Annotated in this window: 10 protein-coding genes; 2 read left to right on the top strand and 8 right to left on the bottom strand. The window is 48.1% G+C overall.

Annotated features, from left to right (window positions below):
* Positions 1-8 precede the first annotated feature (8 nt).
* Genes KTE19_RS04880 through KTE19_RS04870 form a run of 3 tightly spaced genes read right to left on the bottom strand, consistent with a single transcriptional unit; the run spans position 9 to position 11,601 of the window.
* Positions 9-9,536: a DUF5776 domain-containing protein gene (locus KTE19_RS04880; protein ID WP_217341736.1), complete on the bottom strand. Its 9,528-nt coding sequence runs from the start codon at positions 9,534-9,536 to the stop codon at positions 9-11.
* Between the two features lie 12 nt (positions 9,537-9,548).
* Positions 9,549-10,442 carry a hypothetical protein gene (locus KTE19_RS04875; RefSeq protein ID WP_217341735.1) on the bottom strand — a complete coding sequence of 298 codons (894 nt, stop codon included), beginning with the start codon at positions 10,440-10,442 and terminating at the stop codon, positions 9,549-9,551.
* Entirely contained in the window at positions 10,420-11,601 is a 1,182-nt protein-coding gene (locus tag KTE19_RS04870; protein ID WP_217164232.1) for a KxYKxGKxW signal peptide domain-containing protein, read from the bottom strand. Before KTE19_RS04870 ends, KTE19_RS04875 begins: the two co-directional genes overlap by 23 nt.
* A gap of 477 nt (positions 11,602-12,078) precedes the next feature.
* On the opposite strand from KTE19_RS04870, the gene KTE19_RS04865 reads away from it, so the two are divergent.
* Entirely contained in the window at positions 12,079-13,647 is a 1,569-nt protein-coding gene (locus KTE19_RS04865; RefSeq protein WP_217164233.1) for a glycosyltransferase, read from the top strand.
* Between the two features lie 12 nt (positions 13,648-13,659).
* Entirely contained in the window at positions 13,660-15,153 is a 1,494-nt protein-coding gene (gene asp1, locus KTE19_RS04860; RefSeq protein WP_217341734.1) for an accessory Sec system glycosyltransferase Asp1, read from the top strand.
* A 171-nt stretch (positions 15,154-15,324) separates the two neighbouring features.
* Here asp1 and KTE19_RS04855 read toward each other — a convergent pair whose 3' ends face one another.
* The 5 genes from KTE19_RS04855 to KTE19_RS14315 all read right to left on the bottom strand — a co-directional run bounded on the left by KTE19_RS04855 (position 15,325) and on the right by KTE19_RS14315 (position 21,508).
* The gene (locus KTE19_RS04855; protein WP_249778476.1) at positions 15,325-16,185 is read right to left on the bottom strand and encodes a GRP family sugar transporter; all 861 of its coding nucleotides are present in this window, start codon (positions 16,183-16,185) and stop codon (positions 15,325-15,327) included.
* A 213-nt stretch (positions 16,186-16,398) separates the two neighbouring features.
* The gene (locus KTE19_RS04850) at positions 16,399-17,133 is read right to left on the bottom strand and encodes an SDR family oxidoreductase (protein ID WP_217341733.1); all 735 of its coding nucleotides are present in this window, start codon (positions 17,131-17,133) and stop codon (positions 16,399-16,401) included.
* The gene (locus KTE19_RS04845) at positions 17,117-17,785 is read right to left on the bottom strand and encodes an endonuclease III domain-containing protein (protein ID WP_289427127.1); all 669 of its coding nucleotides are present in this window, start codon (positions 17,783-17,785) and stop codon (positions 17,117-17,119) included. The genes KTE19_RS04850 and KTE19_RS04845 overlap by 17 nt, the downstream gene beginning before the upstream one ends.
* A gap of 201 nt (positions 17,786-17,986) precedes the next feature.
* Positions 17,987-19,486: a glutamate/gamma-aminobutyrate family transporter YjeM gene (gene yjeM / locus KTE19_RS04840; protein ID WP_217341732.1), complete on the bottom strand. Its 1,500-nt coding sequence runs from the start codon at positions 19,484-19,486 to the stop codon at positions 17,987-17,989.
* Between the two features lie 612 nt (positions 19,487-20,098).
* A complete protein-coding gene (locus tag KTE19_RS14315) occupies positions 20,099-21,508 on the bottom strand; it encodes a DUF5776 domain-containing protein (protein WP_217164239.1) in 1,410 nt (469 codons plus the stop codon).
* Positions 21,509-21,661: the final 153 nt, after the last annotated feature.

Raw genomic sequence — 21,661 nt, 5'->3', positions numbered from 1 at the left:
AAATTTGTTTACATTTTGGTAACTGATACATATTTCTGATTTGCACTGACGTAGTCGCCGTTAGTTAACTGGAACCTAGTGGTCTTGCCCTTTACGACAATTCGCTTGATCTTAAGCGATGTGCCCTTCTTTAGTCGCTTACCTTGTTTAGAAGTTAACCGGCTGTTCTTATACTTAAAGATGCCCTTAGCACTCTTGACAGTTACTTTATAGCCAGTCAATTTCCCGGTGTAATATGTCTTATTAACTTTAACGCCCTTTACAGCATTTCGTTTTGCCGTGACATATTGACCGTTTGTCAAAAGATACCTGGTCTTCTTACCAGAACGTACAATTCGAGCAACATGCAAAATCGTACCAGCCTTTACATGACGTCCCTTCTTAGCCTTTTTGAATGTCTTACCTGAATATTCACGTAAGCCTTTCGAATTAGCCACGTAGAGAACCGAATCCTTGTATAGATCGTCATTGTACTTAGCACTGACCGTTGTAAAGCCGATGAAGTCCTTCAATCCAGTTACGTGAGAGCCATCCGTCAGAACTAATTGTGTTTTGTTACCGACTTTTTCAACTCGTACCACATGCAGAACGGTACCAACTGGAACGTAACCGATTCGCTTACCGCTTGCCGTGTAACGATACAACCCCTTTTGAGTGATCGTTGACTTTCCAGAAAGTGTTGTCCAGTACTTATTAGTAGCTTTAGCAGCGGCTGAAGTACTTGACGTGTTAGTAGAAGCACTAGTTGCTGACGTTATTGATGACGAAGTGGTTGAAGAATCGGTGTTGGTCGATGTTCCAGAACCACCGGCAATGCCACCACTTATTGAACCACCGCCGTTTGTAGATGTCGTCGCAGCATCACTGATTACTTTTGCAGCACTTGTAGCAGCACTCGCAGCCGTACTATTAACGGCGGCACTAGCTTGGGCTTCCGCATCCTTGCCGGCTGCGGAAGCACTGGCAGCAGCTGAGGCAGCCGCACTAGCTGAGGCACTCGCTTGAGCAGAAGCACTCGCTACTGCAGCACTTGCCGCACTATTACTTTCAACAGCCGCACTGGCAGCCGAACTAATAGCAGCACTGGCCGAGTCAGCAGCACTGGTAGCTGCCGTGGATGTCGCAGCGGATGCAGAAGCAGTAGCCGTGGATGTCGCAGCAGAAATAGCAGCACTGACTTGCTCTGACGTAGTCTTGCCAGCTGCACTGGCCGAATCCGCAGCACTCTTTGCAGCGGATGCAGCAGCGCTAGCAGCGGCAGAGGCAGCGTCAGCAGCACTTTGAGCAGCACTGGCAGCATCACTGACTGCTTTGGCAGCACTAGCGGCGACAGATGAAGTGGCGGCACTCGCAGCTGAAGCGGTACTTTGAGCCGCACTGGTAGCCGCAGAGGCGGCAGCACTGGCTTGCTCTGAAGCATTCTTACCAGCTGCAGAAGCACTAGCAGCGGCGGATGCAGCGGCACTCGCGATTGCCGCACTGGCACTGGCAGACCCACTAGCAGCGGTACTGGCAATTGCCTCACTAGCAGCAGTTGAAGCATTCTTTGCAGCACTCGCAGCCGCACTGGCAGCCGCGCTACCCTTTTCAGCCGCTTCACTGGCAGCCGCACTGATTGCAGCTGAAGCAGAAGCAGCAGTGCTTGTGGTAGCGGCACTTTGAGCAGCACTAGCAGCTGAGTTGGCAATCACTGCGGCAGCAGAGGCTGCGGCACTGGCTTGTTCTGACGCGTTCTTGCCAGCCGCACTAGCTAAATCCGCCGCACTCTTTGCGGCACTAGCAGCGGAAGCAGTAGCGGCACTAGCTGAATCTGCGGCACTTTGAGCGGCACTCGCCGCCGCACTGATTGCTTTGGCAGCACTCGCTGCCGCACTGGCAATTGCTTCACTTGTAGCGGTTGAAGCGGCACTCGCCGCAGAAGTTGCAGCACTCGCTGCCGCGGAAGCAGCAGCACTGGCTTGCTCTGAAACGTTCTTACCAGCAGCACTTGCCGAGGCCGCAGCTTCACTAGCGGCCATAGACGCAGCCGCACTCGCTGAATTTGCTGCACTGGTTTCAGCGCTCACTGCCGCACTGGCTACCGCTGCACTCGCCGAGGTAGCAGCACTCGCAGCGGCAGCACTAGCCGCACTCCCTTTTTCAGCAGCCGCACTGGCAGCGGCACTAATTGCGGCGCTAGCTGATCCAGATGCTGCAGAAATAGCAGCTGAAGCAGCAGTCAATGCTGCACTCGCAGCAGAGGCAGCGGAAGCAGCGGCGCTAGCTTGAGCACTCGCTGCAGCACTGGCTTGCTCTGAGGCGTTTTTACCAGCAGCACTCGCCGAGGTAGCAGCGCTAGCAGCAGCACTCGCTGCAGCAGCAGCAGCACTAGTGGCTGCACTTTGAGCCGCACTGGCAGCGTCACTAATTACTTTGGCAGCACTGGCAGCCGCACTGGCAATTGCAGCACTTTCAGCGGCTGAAGCCGATTTAGCAGCTGAAGTGGCAGCACTCGCTGCAGCTGAGGTAGCCGCACTCGCTTGTTCAGAAGCATCTTGGCCAGCAGCAGCGGCACTCGCAGCAGCGGAAGCGGCAGCAGCTGAGGCGGCAGCACTCGCTGCATTAGCAGCTGAGGCGGCAGCAGATGCAGCGTTACTAATGGCCGCACTAGCTGACTCAGATGCAGCAGCGGCAGCAGCACTCGCTGCTGCACTCGCTTGTTCAGAAGCATTCTTACCAGCAGTCGAAGCTGAATCAGCAGCACTCTTTGAAGCAGAGGCAGCGGCACTGGCGGCAGCACTTGCGGCGGCACTCGCCTTTTGAGCATTAGTCTGAGCAGCAGATGCAGCACTGGCAGCCGTTGAAGCGGCAGCAGAAGCACTAGCGGCGGATGCGGCGACGCTGGCAGCAGCGTCTTTTGCAGCACTCGTGCCAATCTGATCAGCAGCAACACTCGCGCTCGCAGCAGCAGATGCAGCACTGGCAGCAGCTGCACTGGCTGACTTAGCAGCGGTAGCAGCCGTCGAAGCGGCATTGGCTGCCGTTGCGTTGTCACCATCGCTTGCCGCATTGGCAGCAATGTTAGCAGCACTAATGGCAGCACTTGCAGCCACACTAGCTTGTTTAGAAGCATCACTTGCTGCTACAGAACCAGCATTAATAGCTGCCGAAGCACTCGCACTCGCAACTGCGTTGGAAACTTCTGCACTAGTATAGGATTCACCCGCTTCGCTGGCAGCTGTTGCAGCTGAAGCGGCATTCGATGCAGCACTCTTAGCGTTTGCAGAAGCCGCACTTGCTGATGCAATCGCAGCCGACGCGCTGGCAACAGCGGCAGACGTCTTAGCAATCGATGCAGCAGCTGAGGCAGCAGAAGCAGCGACACTAGCAGAAGCAGCGGCAATGCTTGCGCTTGTAGCAGCAGAAGCGGCAACACTCGCTGCATTACTTGCAACAATTGAAGCCGATTTAGCATCAGAAACGGTTGCGGCACTTTTGGCAACTGCGGCGGCACTAATTGCTGATGAGGTATTTGCCGAAGCAATAGTTGCAGCAGAGGCAGCAGCCTCACTCGCAGCATTTGCAGCTGAAGCACCACTTGTTATTGTTGCATTAGCGGAATTGATAGCTGCACTCGCTGAGTCTGCAGCACTTTGAGCGGCACTGGCAGCAGCACTAACTTCCTTAGCTGCACTGGCGGTTGCATCAGAAATTGCGGCACTCACTGCAGCACTCGCTGATTTGGCAGCGGAAGCAGCAGCAGAGGCAGCAGCACTCGCTTGCGCTGAAGCATCTTGGCCTGCAGCAGAAGCACTCGCTGCAGCTTCACTGGCAGCAGCGGAAGCAGCAGCACTCGCTGAAGTGGCGGCTGATGTTGCAGCACTCGTAGCAGCACTCGCTACTGCAGTACTTGCAGACTTAGCTGCTGAAGCGGCAGCACTTGCAGCGGCACTACCCTTTTGAGCTGCTTGACTAGCAGCATCGCTAATAGCAGCACTCGCTGATGCTGAAGCAGCAGAAGCAGCGGCACTTGCTGCAACGCTGGCAGAAGCAGCGGCACTAGCAGCAGAGGCAGCAGCACTAGCGGCAGCAGAGGCAGCGGCACTAGCCTGTGCCGAAGCGTCCTTACCGGCGGCAGCGGCACTCGCTGCAGCACTGGCAGAAGCGGCGGCAACAGCAGATGTGGCAGCAGAAGTAGCATTCGCAGCACTTTGAGCGGCACTGGCAGCAGCACTAACTGCCTTAGCTGCACTGGCGGTTGCATCAGAAATTGTGGCACTCGCTGCAGCACTCGCTGATTTGGCAGCGGAAGCAGCAGCAGAGGCAGCAGCACTCGCTTGCGCTGAAGCATCTTGACCCGCAGCACTCGCACTGGCTGCGGCTTCACTGGCAGCAGCGGAAGCAGCAGCACTCGCTGAAGTGGCAGCTGATGTTGCAGCACTTGCAGCAGCACTTGCTACCGCGGCACTTGCTGAAGCAGCAGCCGATGCGGCAGCACTTGCAGCAGCACTACCTTTTTGAGCAGCTTGACTGGCGGCATCGCTAATAGCAGCACTCGCTGATGCCGAAGCAGCCGAAGCAGCAGCCGATGCGGCAGCGCTAGCAGAATTAGCTGCAGAAGCCGCGCTGGCTGCGGCACTCGCTGCAGCAGAGGCAGCAGCACTCGCACTTTGAGCCGCTTCACTAGCTGCACTGGTTCCCACTTGACTGGCCGCACTAGCTGCGCTCTTCGCTGCACTAGCTGCACTCGCAGCAGCTTCACTGGCAGCAGCAGCCGCGCTTCGAGCAGCACTGGCAGCCGCACTCGCAGCCGCATTATCAGAAGCTGCGGCAGCAGCAGAAGCCGCACTCGCAGCAGAGGCAGCCACACTGGCAGCACTTGTAGCGGTTTCACTAGCCGACTTGGCGTTAGCAGCAGCGGAGTTAACAGCAGCCGATGCGCTCGCAGACGTTGTCGCATCAGAGATTGCCGCACTGGTATAAGCATCCCCGGCAGCACTAGCAGCCACAGATGCACTCGTAGCAGCACTAGCAGCCGATTTAGCATTATCCAAAGCTGCACTAGCTGATTTGGCGGCACTGGCAGCTGCAACACTAGCAGCCGATGTTCCTGCAACAACTGCAGCACTGGCAGCAGCGGAAGCAGCTGCACTGGCATTATCAGCAGCAACGCTAGCACTTGTCGCCGCACTATTGGCAGCACTGGCAGCCGCACTGGCGGCAATCGAAGCTGATTTGGCATCGCTAACAGTAGCAGCCATTTTGCCGGCAGAAGCAGCACTCACGGCTGTGGCTTCATTTGCTGCAGCGACACTAGCGGCATTGCTTGCAGCCACACTTGCACTTGACGCCGCATTTGCACCACTAGTGACTGTTGAAATTGCGGCACTCGTGGCAGCGGATGCTAAGTCGCTTGCAGTCTTAATAGCTGCTGAAGCACTGGCAGCCGCACTCGTTATTGCATTTTGAGCAGAAACGGCTGCACTATTTGCAGCACTGGCAGCCGCAGATACGGCATCGCTAACAGCAGCTGATGCACTTTGACCTGCCGAACTAGCTGAAGCTGCGGCAGAAGTGGCAGCCGATTTAACGGCCGCACTGGCTGAACTAGTAGCAGCAGCAACTGCATCAGAAGCAGCTTTAGCAGCACTAGCAACCGCACTCTGAGCCGAACTTCCGGCAGTATCAGCAGCTGATTGAATGGCAGCACTGGCTGAGGTAGCCGCTGAAGTAATGGCATCACTAGCAGCCTTTTGAGCAGCTGAAGTAGCGGCAACAATAGCCGCACTAGCTTGTTCAGAAGCATTCTTCCCAGCTGCACTAGCAGAAGCAATTGCCTCTGAAGCGGCAGTACTGGCAGATGCAGCGGCAGAAGTTTGATTTGCTGCACTCTGGTTAAGCGCGGCAATTAATGAATCAGTGGCCGCACTCGCAAATTCGGAAGCTGAAGCTGCACTGGCAGAAGCAATCTTGGCAGCACTCGCAGCGGCACTGGCGGCTGCACTAGCGGAACTAAGATTTGCCGAAGCAGCCGAGGTATTCCCCGCCGCACTCGCAGCACTTTGAGCAACCACAAGCTCACTGGCTGCCCGATTAGCTGCACTAGCTGCTGTGCTGGCAGCAGCTGAAGCAATGGCCGCCGCACTCGTTGCAGCACTCCTAGCTGAGGTTGCCGAGCTGAAGTTGCCAGTCTTAGCAGCCGAAGCCGCATTAGCAGCAGCCTGACTGGCGCTTTGATAAGCAGCCGATGCGGAAGCCGCCTGATCACTGGCAATCGTGGCCACGCTCTGGGCATCGCTAGCAGCTGACACAGCATCTGATTCAGCTTTAGTTTTAGCTTGAGCACTGGCTGCAGTCGAAGCCGATACGGCATTGGTATAAGCTTCACTGGCAGCAGCCGCACTGGCAACCGCGTTAGAAGCGGCGACACTTGCGGATTGATAAGCACTGGCTGCACTAGTAGCAGCACTGGCAGCCGAGTTAGCTTGATCTTGGGCGTCCGCATACGAAGCATCACTGGTCGAGATTATATTAGCAAGATCAGCCGCACTGGCAGCGGCAGCTGAAGCAGCATTGGCAGCAGTTGAAGCAGCCAAAGCAGCACTAGTAGCATTACTCCCAGCAGCACTGGCAGCCGCACTGGCTACGGCTGCTGAAGTTAAATCACCGTTTTTAACAGCTGTGGTAATTGAATCACTCGCAGCACTGGCGGCAACAGAAGCACTTTGAGCAGCACTCGCAGCATTACTTGCATTAATCGCTTGCGCATCAGCATTTGCTGCAGCCGAAGTAATCGCTTGCGTATTTGTCTGGGAAACCAGTGCTTTTACAGCATCATTTAAGTTAGTGGTTGCCGTCAAAATATCTGAAGCACTCACTTTGCTTAAATCGGCTTGAGCACTTGCAGACAACGCTTCAGCGGCAGCTAATGCGGTTTTGACAGCATTATAACTGATCGTCGTGTACTTGGTCGAATCGATCGCACTCGCAGCACTAATTGCCTGATCCAACCCCGACGTACTTTTAGTAGCTTCGGTTAATGCCTTATTCAACGCAGCTGCAGCCGAATCGGCGCTACTCTGGGTCACAGCAGCCGAAGTTGTCATTTGATTTTCAGCTGCTTGCGCGGAAGTCAAAATGCTTTGGGCATCCGAAAGCGATGATACCAAGGCATCCCATTCAGCTGAAGTTGCCTGAGTAGAACCTGAGCCAGCAACAACTGCGGCACTGGCAGCTGAAACGGCAGCGCTCAAGGCACTGGTATCAGTTGGGACGTAGAAATGCCCAGTAACAGTATTGTCAAGACCACTTACTGTCGTTCCGCTCGGTTGAATATCATTGGTACCAGTTGAAATTCCAGTTTGAACCCGGGTCGTTGCATCAACGTATTGGCCGGCTTTCAAAGCAGGAATCGAAATTGACCACTTGCCATCAGCACCTGCTTGAATGGTTGACTGATATGCTCGAGAACCATCCGAATTGTAAATTGAAACTTGAACAGTATAAACATTGAGATCCCCTGAAGCCAGTAAACTAGTTTTAGTATTGCTAATAGCATCACTAAAACTAGTACCACTTGGCGTGATCGTCGTAATCGTTCCATCAAGCGTTTGCGACCCTTGACTCATTGAATTGAAATCAACGTTGACATAAGGGGTTTGACCTTCTTGCAGGCCATTTGACAAATACCCCAGCGTGCCATACGTAACCGTGCCATACGTAACCGTACCAGATGCACTAACCCGCTGAACTTGAGCGGTAATGATGTCCCCGGCATTCAAGGTGGTTCCAGAAATGATGTTACCATTCTTGTTACCAAATGACGCTGAGAAAGTGCCATCCGAGTTAACCGTCGTGGTCACCGCTTGACCAGTAGTCTTATCAGTCACAACCACTTGGATAGCGTCACCACTATTATTAGAAGCAGCCGCGGCAGAAAAGGCAGCTGAATCCAGTTTACCGCTAACAGTGTTGGTGCCTTCAGCAATCACTCGAGTTAAACTAGCGCTAGTAACAGCCGGAACGGCACTTTGAATGGCCGCGGACAAGGTTGCTAAGCCACCAGTAGCTTCAGAACTCCAATCAGTCCCGGTCTGGGAACTGCCGGAAGTGGCGCCATACGTGTTAGCAAAGGTGGTGGCATCACTAAGCGTCTTCCCTTGAGTTGTTGCAAATCCGGTGGCTCCGGCAGTAACTGTAATCGTGTTGGCAGCCGTTACAGCAGCTGAACTAGCATCACTCGCAAGGGTTACCCGTTGCAAATAAGTACCAGTATCAGCGGACCATGTCTTTAAATTCAGAGTAAAGACATAACCGGCAGCCGTGGTTCCACTACCGAGCACCTTGCTGTTAACGGTGAAGACAGTTTGGCCCCCGCTATTGACAGAAGTTGTAATTTGGAAAGCACCAGTGTTAATGGCATTCGCTAAGGTAGTCGTCTTCGTGGTATCCAAAACGGCCACAGTACTTCCCGTGAAATTGATACCACCCGAGGTAACTTCTTTCATACCTGTACCAACAGCGGCATTACCAGCCCCTGATTCATAGTAAGAAACGGTGACATACTTTTGCCAATCGCTACTATTAAAGAACGTCGTCAAAGCAGTTGGCAAAGTAAATGTTGTTGTATAACCGTTTCCTAGTGAAAGCAGGTTAGAGATTGAGGAAGCATCTCCAAACGTAATCGTCCCGGCACTCGCATTAATCGTATTAGTTGCCTGGCTTTCCAAACTATCATCTTTGAGATCGTTATTCGTCCCATAGACATAGAAGTAAACACCAGTTCCCAAACTAATCGACCCGCCACCTGTCTTAGACAAATTGGCAGTATAAAAGTTCACGGTATTATACGCGATTTGCAGGGCATCTGCATCAGTCGTTCCAGTGTTCAAGGTTGCAATTGCTGTTTGAATGGCATTCTTTAAATTCGTAACCGAATCTGAAGAAACGCCAGACATCGCTTTGGAATCCGACGCGGTTGACTGCGCAGCGGATAAGGCCGCCTTTAATTGATCCTTATAAGCAGCCGCAGATGCTTCAGTTGGCACCGTTGCCCAGATGGCACTGGTCAGCTTAGCCGTATCGCTGGCCAGCGTTGACGCATTGGAATCGTTGTAACGTGCGTATTCTGCGTTAGCTAAAGCACTTGAAAGGACATTATAAGAAGTCGTAGTCACGCCACTACTGCCGGCGCCGCTAATGCCAGCTGCGGTGCTGATGAACTCATCCAAGCTATCAATGGTAACTTGGAAAGTCGTCTTCAAATCACTAATGGCGGTATTAATCGCCGCAGAGGCCGAAGCTAATTCGTCGGGTGTACTTGCGCTATTCTTCAATACTGCTTGAGCAGACGTAATGGCTTCACTTAAGGCACTGGTTGTTGAATCATCAAATGCAGACCCTGAACCGGCATTGAGTAAGGTTGCTCCACCAGAAATAGCATCACTCAACCCACTGGTGTAGGTATCCTTACCATTACCAAATAATGCCTGATAAGCAGTGTTCAATGAGGCCGTTGCATTGCTAATTTGATCAGCAGTTGCCGCAGCGTTATTCAAAACGGATGTAGCCTAAACATAAGCGCTTGAAAAATCATCCCAGGTACTTGAAGCGTAATTGGTTGAAGCATTGGTTGTTTGATAGGTCGACTTAGCGGTGTTAATTGCCGTCGATAAATCGGTTAAGCTGGTTGCCTTAACCAATCCACTAACCGCTGCCGATAAATCACTCATTGCGGTCTTAGCCGTATCCGCAGCCGTCGAGTCAGTCACTGCGCTGGCGGCACTTAAGGCGGACTTTAATGTGGTAATTGAAGCTGATGTATACGAACCAGCACTCGCAATCGCTGCACTTGCAGAAGCGGCTAACGAACTGTAATCGCTCGTAACGGCCTTGGTCGTTGATTGATCCAGCGTTGTGATGGTATCTTGCAACGCTTTATAGATCGCAGCGGCTCGATCACCAGTAGCAGCAGAGTTTGCAGCCGTACTTGTCGCAGCAGAAAGAGCTGCTGTGTATGCCTTCCAAGCTTCAGAAGTATAGCCAGCCGAAGTCGAAGTTGGAAATGCCGCATTAGCTGACGTAACCGCGCTGCTCAAAACTGCAGTCGTAATTTGCTTACCATCACTGGTAGCCGTTGGAATCAAACTTTTAACTGCACTATTAATTAGTTTAGTTGCGGCATTAAGGGCCGTTAAGCTTGAACTAGCTGTTAGCTGATTCAAATCACTGATGGTATCGCTCATTTCCGCATAGGACTGGCCAGTGTAATTACTTGCCGTTGATGGCACACTCGTTAATGCCTCCGAGTATGCTTGATAAGCAGCTGATTTTGTCGTTGCTTCACTTAATGCAGCCGTGGCTGCAAAGACATAAGCAGCAGCACTTGGCACCACTTTGGCCGCAGAGTCCGCATAAGTTTGGGCAAGAATTGCTTGCGCACTAGCAAGGGTGGCAGCCGTCACAACTATTTAAAGCTGAAGCGAGGCTGCTAGCAGCACTAGCGGCAGCGTTGGTTAATCTAGCTGAACTGGCTGCCGAAAGGGCCTGATCGGATGCCAGGGTTGAAGCGGCCTTAGCTGCTGACAAGCCAGCACTCGCCTTGCCAACATCACCTGTTGGTACCGCTGCAGAAGCTGAAACTGCCCCCTCGCTGGCACTAGTAATCGCATTTGTTGCCGTCGATAAGGCTGCGCTGGCAGCAGCTGCCGCGGATGCAGCAATGCTACCAGCTGCGGCAGCTTTTGCATCGGTCGCACTTCCTGAAACCGCTGCTGATAAAATATCGGTTCCCGATTCACTAGCTGCCTTAATCGACGTAGAACCAGCGGTTAAAGCGGTCGCTTTGGCTGTAGTTTTCATTTTAGCCGCAGAAGCTGGAGATGCCGTTGTGCTGGAAGAACTTTCTGCAGTAGTTTCGGTTGAAGCTGACTTAGTAGTTGTAGATTGTGTCGATGCCTCACTACTCGATGCACCGCTGGTTTCATTAGTCGTCTGAGATTGGGTACTTTGAGAAGTTGAACTAGCCGATGTAGCGGTTGAATTAGCCGCTGAGCTAGTAGTTCCAGACGTCGCACTCGAACTTGTCGCGGTCACCTTTTGATCAGCAGAAGTGCTAGTCGTTGTGGCAGCAGTTTGCTTGGCAGAGCTGGTAGTCGTTACATTTGAGGCGCTTGACTGAGCGTCACTGGTCGATACATCACTTGGTTGGCTAGTTGCCTGATCCGATTGAGTTGTCTGCGAGCTAGTGGTTTTATCACTACTTGAGGTCGTGGCTGTACCTGTTGAATCACTAGTAGTGGAACTGGCCGTCGCATCAGTAGTCGAATTGCCAAGTGAGATTGCTTCATTTGAGGAACTATCAGTTGATGGTTCAATCACAGAAGCCTGATTACCAGTCGATCCCCCTGTACTTATTGATTGATTGGTCGAAGATTCAACATTCTCAGTCGCAGCAGTAGTCGCACTGGCAGAAGTTGGCGTTGAATCCGCAAAGGTTCCTCCCAGTGAAAATGTGACAACAGTGATCGCGGCAAATAACCACCGTTTACCACTTTTGTACATCTTGTAATGCTGCTTTTGACTGATAATACTGTCTTTAACCATTTTATTGTGTTTTGACAATATACCTTACCTCCCAAAAACAAGCTATTCTATCCTCCAAATCAAAATACTAGAATATTTGTTTTGCACTCCCCCTTTATACAATTGACAAGTATATTATTTAGTGTGGAATTATTAACGGCATGCTTTTAACCAAATATATTAAAAAGTCAAGCGGTTGCAGCCTAACAATTTTAATATCATTAGATACAAATTATATGTGGTCAAAAACACTTGTTTCTAGTTGATTATTAACTCAATAACAACTACACTACATAAGTAAGCACCTTGTGATACTGATATATCGGGGTTCGTGTTATAATTGTGTAATATTTTAATGTTAAAACCGTTATACAATAAATGCCGTTAACAACTTCATCACCGGGAAGTTTACCACAAAATCACATAATGGGTTCACATTTTTATCTTTAAATTGCTTATTTTTTGAAAGTGTATTTTTATTAATTAAAATGAATAAAAATAACTGGAGGCCTTGCTATGTTATATTTTGTTAATTTTAACATGCCAGTAAACAAATCCGGAATTGAACACGCCCAGCTCAAGCGAATTGCCCTGTTCAAAGCCCATCAAGTGCCAGCAAAAATTGTCACCCGCGATTATGATCCGCAGCTTCACTATAATCTCAAATACACAGATTTGACTGATGACGATATTTTAAACGAATTCGATTATTTCCAAGACGCCACTCACGTCCCCGTCAAAGAAGTCAGCCCCGACGATATCAAAATCCCTGCAAACATCCGAGATAACCTCGTAAAAAAATGGGTTGCTGATCAAAATTACTATGAATATTATCACAACCAAGCGATCTTCATGCGAATTGCGGTCTTTCCAAATACCCAACAAGTCGCAGCGGTCCACTACTTTGATACCCTGCAAAACTTATACCGGGTTGATTATTATGATCGGCGCGGCTTTGTGTCAAAGGAGCAATATTATACCCCAGATAACAAAGTCAACATGGAACAGTTACTGCGCCCAGACGGCTCGGTGGCAGTCCAACAATTTTACCGGTTTGACCGTTCAATGAAGCGATCAACCTCTCAATTCCGAGTCGTAGACTATAATGGTAAGGACTACGAATTCAATACCATTTCCGAACTATTGCGTTTTTGTCTGGATGAGCTTGCCCGACAAGATCCTCAAGTCAGCATTTTTGTATCCGACCGTTCACTGGTTGACGACTGGTCAATCATGCATATGCAAGAAAAGGCCTACAAGGTGTTGCATCTTCATAACTCTCAAACCAACGATGCCAACGATCCCATGCATTCCGGGCTTAACTACAACTATGAGCTTGGTTTAAATAACCTCGACAAGTGGAATGCTATCATTACCGCAACTAAAAAGCAGGCTGATAACGTGGCCGCGAGGTTTAAGCCACACATTCCAATCTTTGTCATTCCAGTTGGCGTGGTGCCAACTGAAGTCCTAACTGAAAAGCGCATCCCAATGAGTCAACGCACTGCTGGCAAAGTCATCGCAGTTGCTAGAATTTCTAACGAAAAACGGCTTGATGACCTGGTTCGGGCTGTTGGGCAAGCTCGGGAATCGGTACCAAACATCACTTTAGATATTTACGGCTACGAAAATAGTGAAAACGATTATGCCGAACCCAAGAAGGTCCGCAAAATCATCAAGGACCTTGGGTTAACCGACGTGGTTAAGCTCAAAGGCTATACGAATAACCTGCTGCCGGTTTACCAAAATGCCCAAGTTTTCGGCCTCACTAGTCGAATGGAAGGCTTCAACTTGTCATTGCTAGAAGCAATTTCTCATGGTGTGGTTGGCGAAACCTACGACGTTAATTACGGTCCAAATAGTATTGTCAAAGATGGTATTAACGGCCACATCGTCACTTTGGGGAATTGGCATCAAATGGCAAATAACTTTGTCAAATTATTTAAGAATCCTGATTTATTGCAAAAATTGAGTGACGGGGCCTATCAGTCCGCAGAAGAATATTCCCCTGATAATATTTGGGCGACCTGGATCAACCTGATTCAAGACGCCAATCAAAAAATCGCAACTGTTACAAATCAATAAGAAGGTGCAAATATGAATTATCTATTAACCGCTAGTTTAGGCGAAGACAATATTGAAATTAATAATAATATCAAACAGCAACTCCGAGTTTTTAAAACTTATGGCAAACCAGTTAAAATTGTGACCCGCGATTACGACCGCTTTCAGTCGCAACGCTGTGAGCAGTTGGGAATTGACGAAGCCGATGTGATTAATTTGTTCGACTATTTTCAAGGAACGGTTAAAGCTGCCCACCAAAAGCCAACCATCCACGACTTACCACAAATTTCCAAGCGAGCTTATGAAATTCAGCCCCACGGTCCAAACTACCAGGAGCTACGGGACGGCGGTCGACTTATCGCCCACGTTCAAATCATGCCAACCACCGTTGGTCAAGTGAATTACATTCAATACTTCGATGAGTTCGGCAATATTTCGGTAACCCAAAATTACGATTGGCGGGGCTTTAAATCTTCGGAAGATTATCTCCACCCGGACGGCAACTTTGCTTATACCTTTTGGTTCAACCAAGTTGGCCAACGTGTCTTACAGCTAGCCCATATGTATAATGCCGATAAACAAGTCGTGCCAACCAGCTACCATCTGGAGAACTACCAACATAACGATTATTTATTTGGTAACCTCGATGAACTATTCAGTTTCTTCTTGGATGAACTCATCAAAAATGACGACCAGGCAACCCTGGTCGTCAACAATCCAGAAGATTTGGCGGCCTCGGTTCAGCATTTGGCCGGCCATCCTCGCGTCTTTTTGCGTTATCAGCATCTCTTCGATCCCCAGCGAGTCATTGCAGATTCAAGCAATTCCCAGGTCACAGATACAATCGTTAATACCAGCAGCCAGGCGGCTCACTTGCGAGAACAGTCCGATCAAGGAATGCCAGCAGTGATTGCTGACATGAGTCTCTCAGATGCGGAGCTTCACGCCGAATACACCCCCATTGCCAAGCGCAAGCACAATGATGTCGTTGCTTTCACCGATTTTACCGATGAGTTGTCGTTTGCCAATATTTTGAAAGCTTGGCACCAGGTTAGAACTGTCATTCCAGATGCCAAATTAACCCTGTGCAGCAAACCCGATTCTCGAGTGGACTTGGTTGGTGTGTTCAAGAAGATTAACGCTGAACAATTCCAGAAGATTGTCAACGTTGTGATTGATCAAAATGGCATTGATCAGGCAGTGTCGACATCCAAACTCATCTTGTATTTATCGAAATTTGCAGCAACACCCACCACGCTGCTGTATAACTTCAAGGACCGGATTCCAGTTAGGGCAACTTTAAGCAGTGAATTGGCCCCAATCATTTCTGATCTAGGGATCGGCAAAACCATTCCCAGTAACGCAGAGGGAATTGCCAAGTCCGTGGTTGGACTGTTGCAAAATGAACCCGAGCAACAAGCTGCCGTTCAAGCAATTGAAACCGTTCGAACTCAATTAACCATCGACCATTATTGGCAGACTTGGCAAAAGGTTTTGGAAGAACGCCAGGTTTCGGAGGCCCAATAAGCTCTCTTTTATGCTTGTAAAATAAACCAGTACCGGCGCCAGCCTCTTATAAGGGAAGCTGGCGCCGATATTGGTTTAATCGCAATTGATTGCCAAGTGCAACCGTTTGCTTTAATTCCACGACTAATGATGTCAATTCTGACAATTAAGAGGGGGCTAACCGTTTAGCTATCAAAACAGCGTTGTAATTACCGCTCCAGCGACAATCATCAAAAGCCCTAACAACGTATAGCTCAACTCGCGGCGGCTCTTAGTTTCATGCATCCAGACCATCCCCAGCAACGTTGAAATGACCACTGAAACTTGAGAAACCACAAATGCCGTATTAACGCCATTGGCTTTGACCGACAGAATATAGGTGACGGCCGCAAACGAGAAAACCAAGCCACCAATAATGTTCAACCAGCTGGTCTTTTCTTTGAAAACAATCCCCTGCTTAGTGACCGCTAGATAAACTAAGACGGCAATCACCATGCCAATGGATTCTGGTAAAAAGATTGCCAATCCTGAATCACTTAGCCCGCGGGGAATTGAATTATAAACCCAATAACCAGCAGAAGTCAGAACCAGCATCACAATGGTATTGATTCGTTGATGATTGGCTTCTTCTTGACTTTTGTGATCTGTAATCGAAGTCAGCCAGATCCCAATGATTAACATTAAGACGCCTAACGCCCCAAACGCCTTTTCGATACCGGTTGACCATTCACCAAAAATGAACACACCAATCAAGGAAGTCCCTACCAACTGCAGGCCAGTGGAAATCGGCATGGTTTGCGAAACGCCAATCTTTTGATATCCATGATACTGTCCTAATTGGCCGACAATCCAAAAGGCGCCGGCAAACGCAGCCAACAAGAAACTTTGGACCGTTATTTGTGGTTTCAAAACAATAAAGACACCCACACTAGCAATCAGCGTCCCCAAAGCCGTCCCCAAAATTTCATTAGCTGGCTTGCCACCTAACTTCGCAACCACTGGCGGCAAAAGCCCCCAACCCAGTGCTGGTAATAACAATAACAGTGTGTTCAAACGATCAACCTCCATATTCCTTAGAATAATAATCAAGCACTATATCATATAATTACAAAGTTAAAATGTAAACGGATTCTGGAAAACTTTTCCAATTCTCTAATCATTTTTTGAAATTATTTTTCTAAACAAAAAGAGCCAGTCCATTGGGGCACACCTTGCATAGTGTTCCAATGATTTGGCTCAGGTTTGAGGTGAATCGCTAAGTTCACCTTAAGTTCGTTGGCTAACCGGTCGCAATAGAATTTCATTAATTGCAACTTTTTCAGGTTGATCGATTGCATAAGCAACCGCGTGGGCGACATCTTCGGCCGCCAGCCCAGTCGTTTCTTCCCGCTTTTTAATCTGTTCACGGGTGGTGTCGTCAGAAATTGTTCGATATAATTCTGTCGTAACGGCTCCTGGCGAAATCATCGTGGTTCTAATGTGATTATCAACCTGTTCTTGTCTAAGTCCATCCATAATGGCCTGGATAGCGTATTTAGTACCAGCGTAGACGGCGGTTCCTGGATGAACCACATGCCCGGCAACTGAATCGGTCGTGATAATGTGGCCATGTTTTTGCTTGATCATAACCGGTAGCACGGCGGCAATCCCATACAAGACGCCCTTAATGTTCACGTCAATCATTTGTTCCCACTCATCAACTTTTAAATCAGCTAATGGAGAAACTGGCATTAGGCCAGCATTATTGTATAAAACATCAACTTTACCAAATTTGGATACTGCTAAATCAACCAACGCTTTGACATCGGCTCGATTGGTTACGTCGGTTGCTTGGTAGCTGACCTGATCATCATCAAATTCGTTGGCGATTTCTGCCAGTCGATCCGTTCGCCGGGCCCCAATCACAACGTGGGCACCGGCCTTTGCCAATACTTCCGCCGTTGCCTTACCGATACCGCTAGAGGCACCGGTAATCACGACAACTTTATCTTTGATTGTCAATATTCTCACTCCTTACAATTGTTGTTAACTGAAATTGGCTTAAAAAGCTCCCGTTAAATTTTTCGGAATTTTTGAGATATACCTTGCCAAACTCATCAATCAGACCATGAAACTCCTGGGCATCTTGGTAAGTAAAGCTGGCCGGCAATGCCACCTGCTGCTTTAATTGTCGGTAGTTAGTGGTTGGATCCCCCAAGCAACTAAAAAGCGTGCGGGCATACTTGTCAGCAATGAAGGTCGGCTGGTCAAAAACGTAAACGATTAAGGAATCTGCCGTTTCTTCACCAATGCCGGGTAACGCTAACAGCGTTTGGCGTAAGTGAGACCCTGTCTGGGCGCTCAATTTGTCAAAATCACAGTCTGCCTGATTGAACCACTTCAAAACCGCCAGCAAACTCTTACTTTTATTCTTATAGAAACCGCTTGGCCGAATCAATTCTTCCAGCTCAGGTTGACTTAACTGCAGAATTTTCTCAACGTTGAGATCCGTTTTGGCTCTGAGATTATCAAGCGCCAAGTCAACGTTATTCCAGTTGGTATTTTGAACCAAAATGGCGCCAATCACAATTTCCATCTTGCTATCGGCCGGCCACCAGTGCTGGGGTCCCATTTCTTTAAGCATGTAATGATAGAGTGGCATCGGATCAATCACGAACGTAGTCACCTCCCGTCGATACTTTCATTATAATCCAAATAAGATTGCGAAAAAAAGTGGGTTGCTCCCAAAATTTAAAGCGATTAATCACCCAATCCCGTCCGGAAATGACCGATTAATCGCTTTAATGTTGCTGGCAACTTTTACAAGTCACGCGGCATTTTAATTTGTTAATAATCAAAGCTAATTTTCAAGTGGCTAAAGCTTGTCAATCGGCTCCTTTAGCTTTCTTGACTGATACCACAAGAATGCCCAAGCGACCAAGCCAAAGAAGATCGGTCCGATAATGGTCCAGAACGCCGTAACGTAATCGTGACTCATAATTGGGGCGACTGCCGTGAAGCCAATGCCGACAATTAAAACGATCATGACAATGGCAACAATCATATCCGTCAGCCAACGATTGGTAAAAATTTCAAACGGTCGATTTAAGTCCTTGCGCCGCTTAAAGAATGGGAAGGCGCCGATCAAGAAGAGGTAGGGAAATGAGGTGGAAATATTTCCCATATTGGTCAAAATCATATAGAATTTCTTGGCACTGGAACCACCAAAGGTCACAAAGAAGATCAAAACTGCGACGACAACCGCTTGGGTCCACATCGCAAATGATGGCATCCTCTTATCGTTGAGCTTTGTCATTCGAGCCGGCCAAAAGTCGGGGTTTGATCCCATAATAAAGGACTTCAATGGTGAATAAATCAGAATAAAGAACGATCCCATATAGGCCATGAACATGCTCAAACCGGCAAAACGGGCAAATGACGTTCCGAGAATCAGGCAGGCAGCGTTAGATAAATGCATGCTTTGGCCTAAGACAACGCCCAGGTTATTCATGAGCACGTAGGTAATATTACCAAGGTTAACCTGGCCTTGGCCAATGACCGAATGCCAGTTGGCACTAATCCCCCATAGGAAGATTGATAGTGAATAAGCAACCATAATGACCATGGTTGAGATCACCAGACCCTTGGGAAAATCTTTTTCGGGATTATCCATACTGTCGGTCACCCCACCCATCGTTTCAGTTCCGGCGTAGGCAAATACCGCGTAGATCATGAATGACAACAGGGCTAGTGATGATTGAAAATCGGGGTTCGGGGATTGAACGAAACTGTGCAAGCCATTCACCGGTTCAGCCAATTGGCCGCCATTCATGATCAGGATAATCAAACTGGCAATGGCAAAGATAACCGTCAGCAGTGACACAAAGATCCCCCCCAGTGACGTAATCTTTGAGATTGAATCCACCCCTCTAACCGCAAATGAAGTAACCACTAGAATCCAGAAGATTGCCATGACCCCAATCACTTGATTCGAATTTAAGCCGAGAAACGCCCAACTCTGGGTCTGGTCGTGACCAAAGATAGTCGTTGAAAATGGGATCCAAACTTTTGATGCGGTCGACATCAGCCAAATGATCCAAGAGGACAACCAGATGAATGTGCCGATAAATGCCCACCGGTCGCCGATTGAACCGGCCAGCCACGAGTAAATCCCGCCATGAGCATCCTTAAAGGTTGACCCATATTCGGCAAACATTAATGTACTTGGTAGTAAGAATAACAGGGCCGCAAAGACGTACCAGATAATACTGGCATAGCCCATCTGATCGTAGGCCACCGTTGTGTTGGCAAAGCCATAAATGGTCGACATGATCATCAGGATCAAACTGATAAGTGTGATTTTTTTCTTTTTCATAATAATGACATACCCCAAAATAATTTATTTGATAAAATGAATAATCTTGCCACAAAAATCAAGGTTAACTTTAGCATGACTTGATTAAAATCATGTCAAAAAGCCTTGAGGATTCATGCATTAATTATTAAAATATCTCGCCAAATTCACAGTAAGCAAATCTAATCAATTTGTATAAAATGATCAAGAACCTGTATATCGAGTTAAACCGCCATTCCAGCAAGGTCAAATAAGGTCAATTGTGAAGCAAGCAACAGTAAGAAAGGAATCAACATTACAAAAAAATAATTTCTGATTAGGGAATGGTGTGGAAAATCTAATTTGTGGTATCCAAGGATAACGATAAAATGCCATTTGCCCCCAGTATTTAGGGAAAAAGCACCGGCTGCTGATTTGAATAGATTGATTTGGGTACCAATCCTGATGCTTAATTAATATTACCAGTTTCGAATCAGCATTTCCATCAGTAGTATACATTAAGGCCACTGCTCTTGGCGTCCTGCTCATTGGCGACCGCTGATATCCCCTTTCATGGAAAAATTCAGGCTGCCAACTAGACTTAATTTAAATAGCAAAAAAACGTCCGGTTTGACCCGAACGCCCTATACTTATCTAATAATTTCCTTGAATCACTAATTTCTTGTTACCTGTAATGTAATTGCCATTTGCCAGTTGGTAACGGGTTGTCAAATTGTGCTTAACAATCTTTTTGATGGTCAGATGGGTGCCCTTCTTATAATTGATAACCTTGTTGGTCAAGTTCACCCGCTTGTAGGCATTAACGCCCTTTTTGTTAATAACAGTAATCTTGTTATTTTTAGGCATTGTCTGGTAGTAAACTGGCACCACGTACTTTTGGTTGGAGGTGATATAACCCACTTTACCGGCAGTCTTGCTGCCGTGGTTCACATCCCGAACCTTGTAACAAAGCACACCGTTCGTTGAACGAGCATAATCCACAACGACAAACATCGGTCGGTTAACTCGTTTAACTTTGGGATATTTGGCGATTCGTTGGCTGTTCTTGAAATTAGAAGTCTTATATAGATAGATTCCCTTGGTTGCGTACACGGCGGCGCCCTTCACAGCAGCATAATTGGGAACACTTGGCTGTTCAGTCACAGTTGGCTGTTTGCTAGGGGTTGGAACCGTTGGCGTTGTACTTGATTCTTGCTTTGCTGGTACCGAATTATCACTTGGACCCGATGGCACAACCGGCGCTGTCTTAGGCACCACGTGGACCGTCAAGTTGCCCGTATCCTTGGTTAATGTATAAGCAATTGGCTTCGGGTCAACTAACTGATAGCCGGCAGGCGCCACTGGTGTGTACTCACCAGTTTTGCCAACAAAACCAGTGATCGGATAGGATCTTACGATCGCCCCTTTAGCATTATCATTCACATAGTTAACGGTTGCTGAGGCAGGCTGGTATTGATAGGTAACGGTGATAGATGTCGGAGTCATTTGACCATACATATTTATATCTAATGATGGCGTACCATCAAAGGCGATTCCCGCTTTTATGGCTTCTAAAAAATTAACAAGTGCTTCAGAAATTGTGCTGAATGATTTCATGAACCCTTTATCCACCAGTAATTGAAATCCATCCATGTCCTGATACGATATTTGGGGTGGATCATTAGGGTTAGCCGGTTGAATTATTCCAATTACTCGATTATTTGGAGTATCTAACAAAAAAGTCTTACTCGAAGTATTTGTATAAGCTTGAAAAGCCGGATCTGTTATAAACTTAACAGAGTGAAGCGTCTTCGCTGGATCATACCCTGGTACACTCACATTAACACAATTTGCCTTAGGATTAGCAACTGCAATCGTAAATTGTTCCGGTGCTTTTAGCTGATTGCCCTTGGTATCGACCACATAAACCTTTGTTGTAATCTCGGTTGGTGTGTCATCAGCCTGAGCACTATGAGACTGACCCCCAACTATACATATAAGGACAGTGGCTAAACACACAAAGCACGCCATCATGATTCCCTTTATTGTTTGATTCTTTATCATTACTTTCCCCTCCAATTTATGATAATGATAACGTAATCAACCATATTCATTCTTAGTATATGTGAATTATTGTGTAAGCACTAAATAATTGGACGTATTCAAAAAGGCATTCGAGCATGTTATTCTTCAGATAACACAATCGAATGCCTTTTT

This window comes from Lentilactobacillus dabitei (assembly GCF_019061365.1).
GTDB classification, from domain to species: Bacteria; Bacillota; Bacilli; order Lactobacillales; family Lactobacillaceae; genus Lentilactobacillus; species Lentilactobacillus dabitei.
Note: the sequence above shows the minus strand (reverse complement) of the source record. Positions and strands in the feature narration are given on the sequence as shown.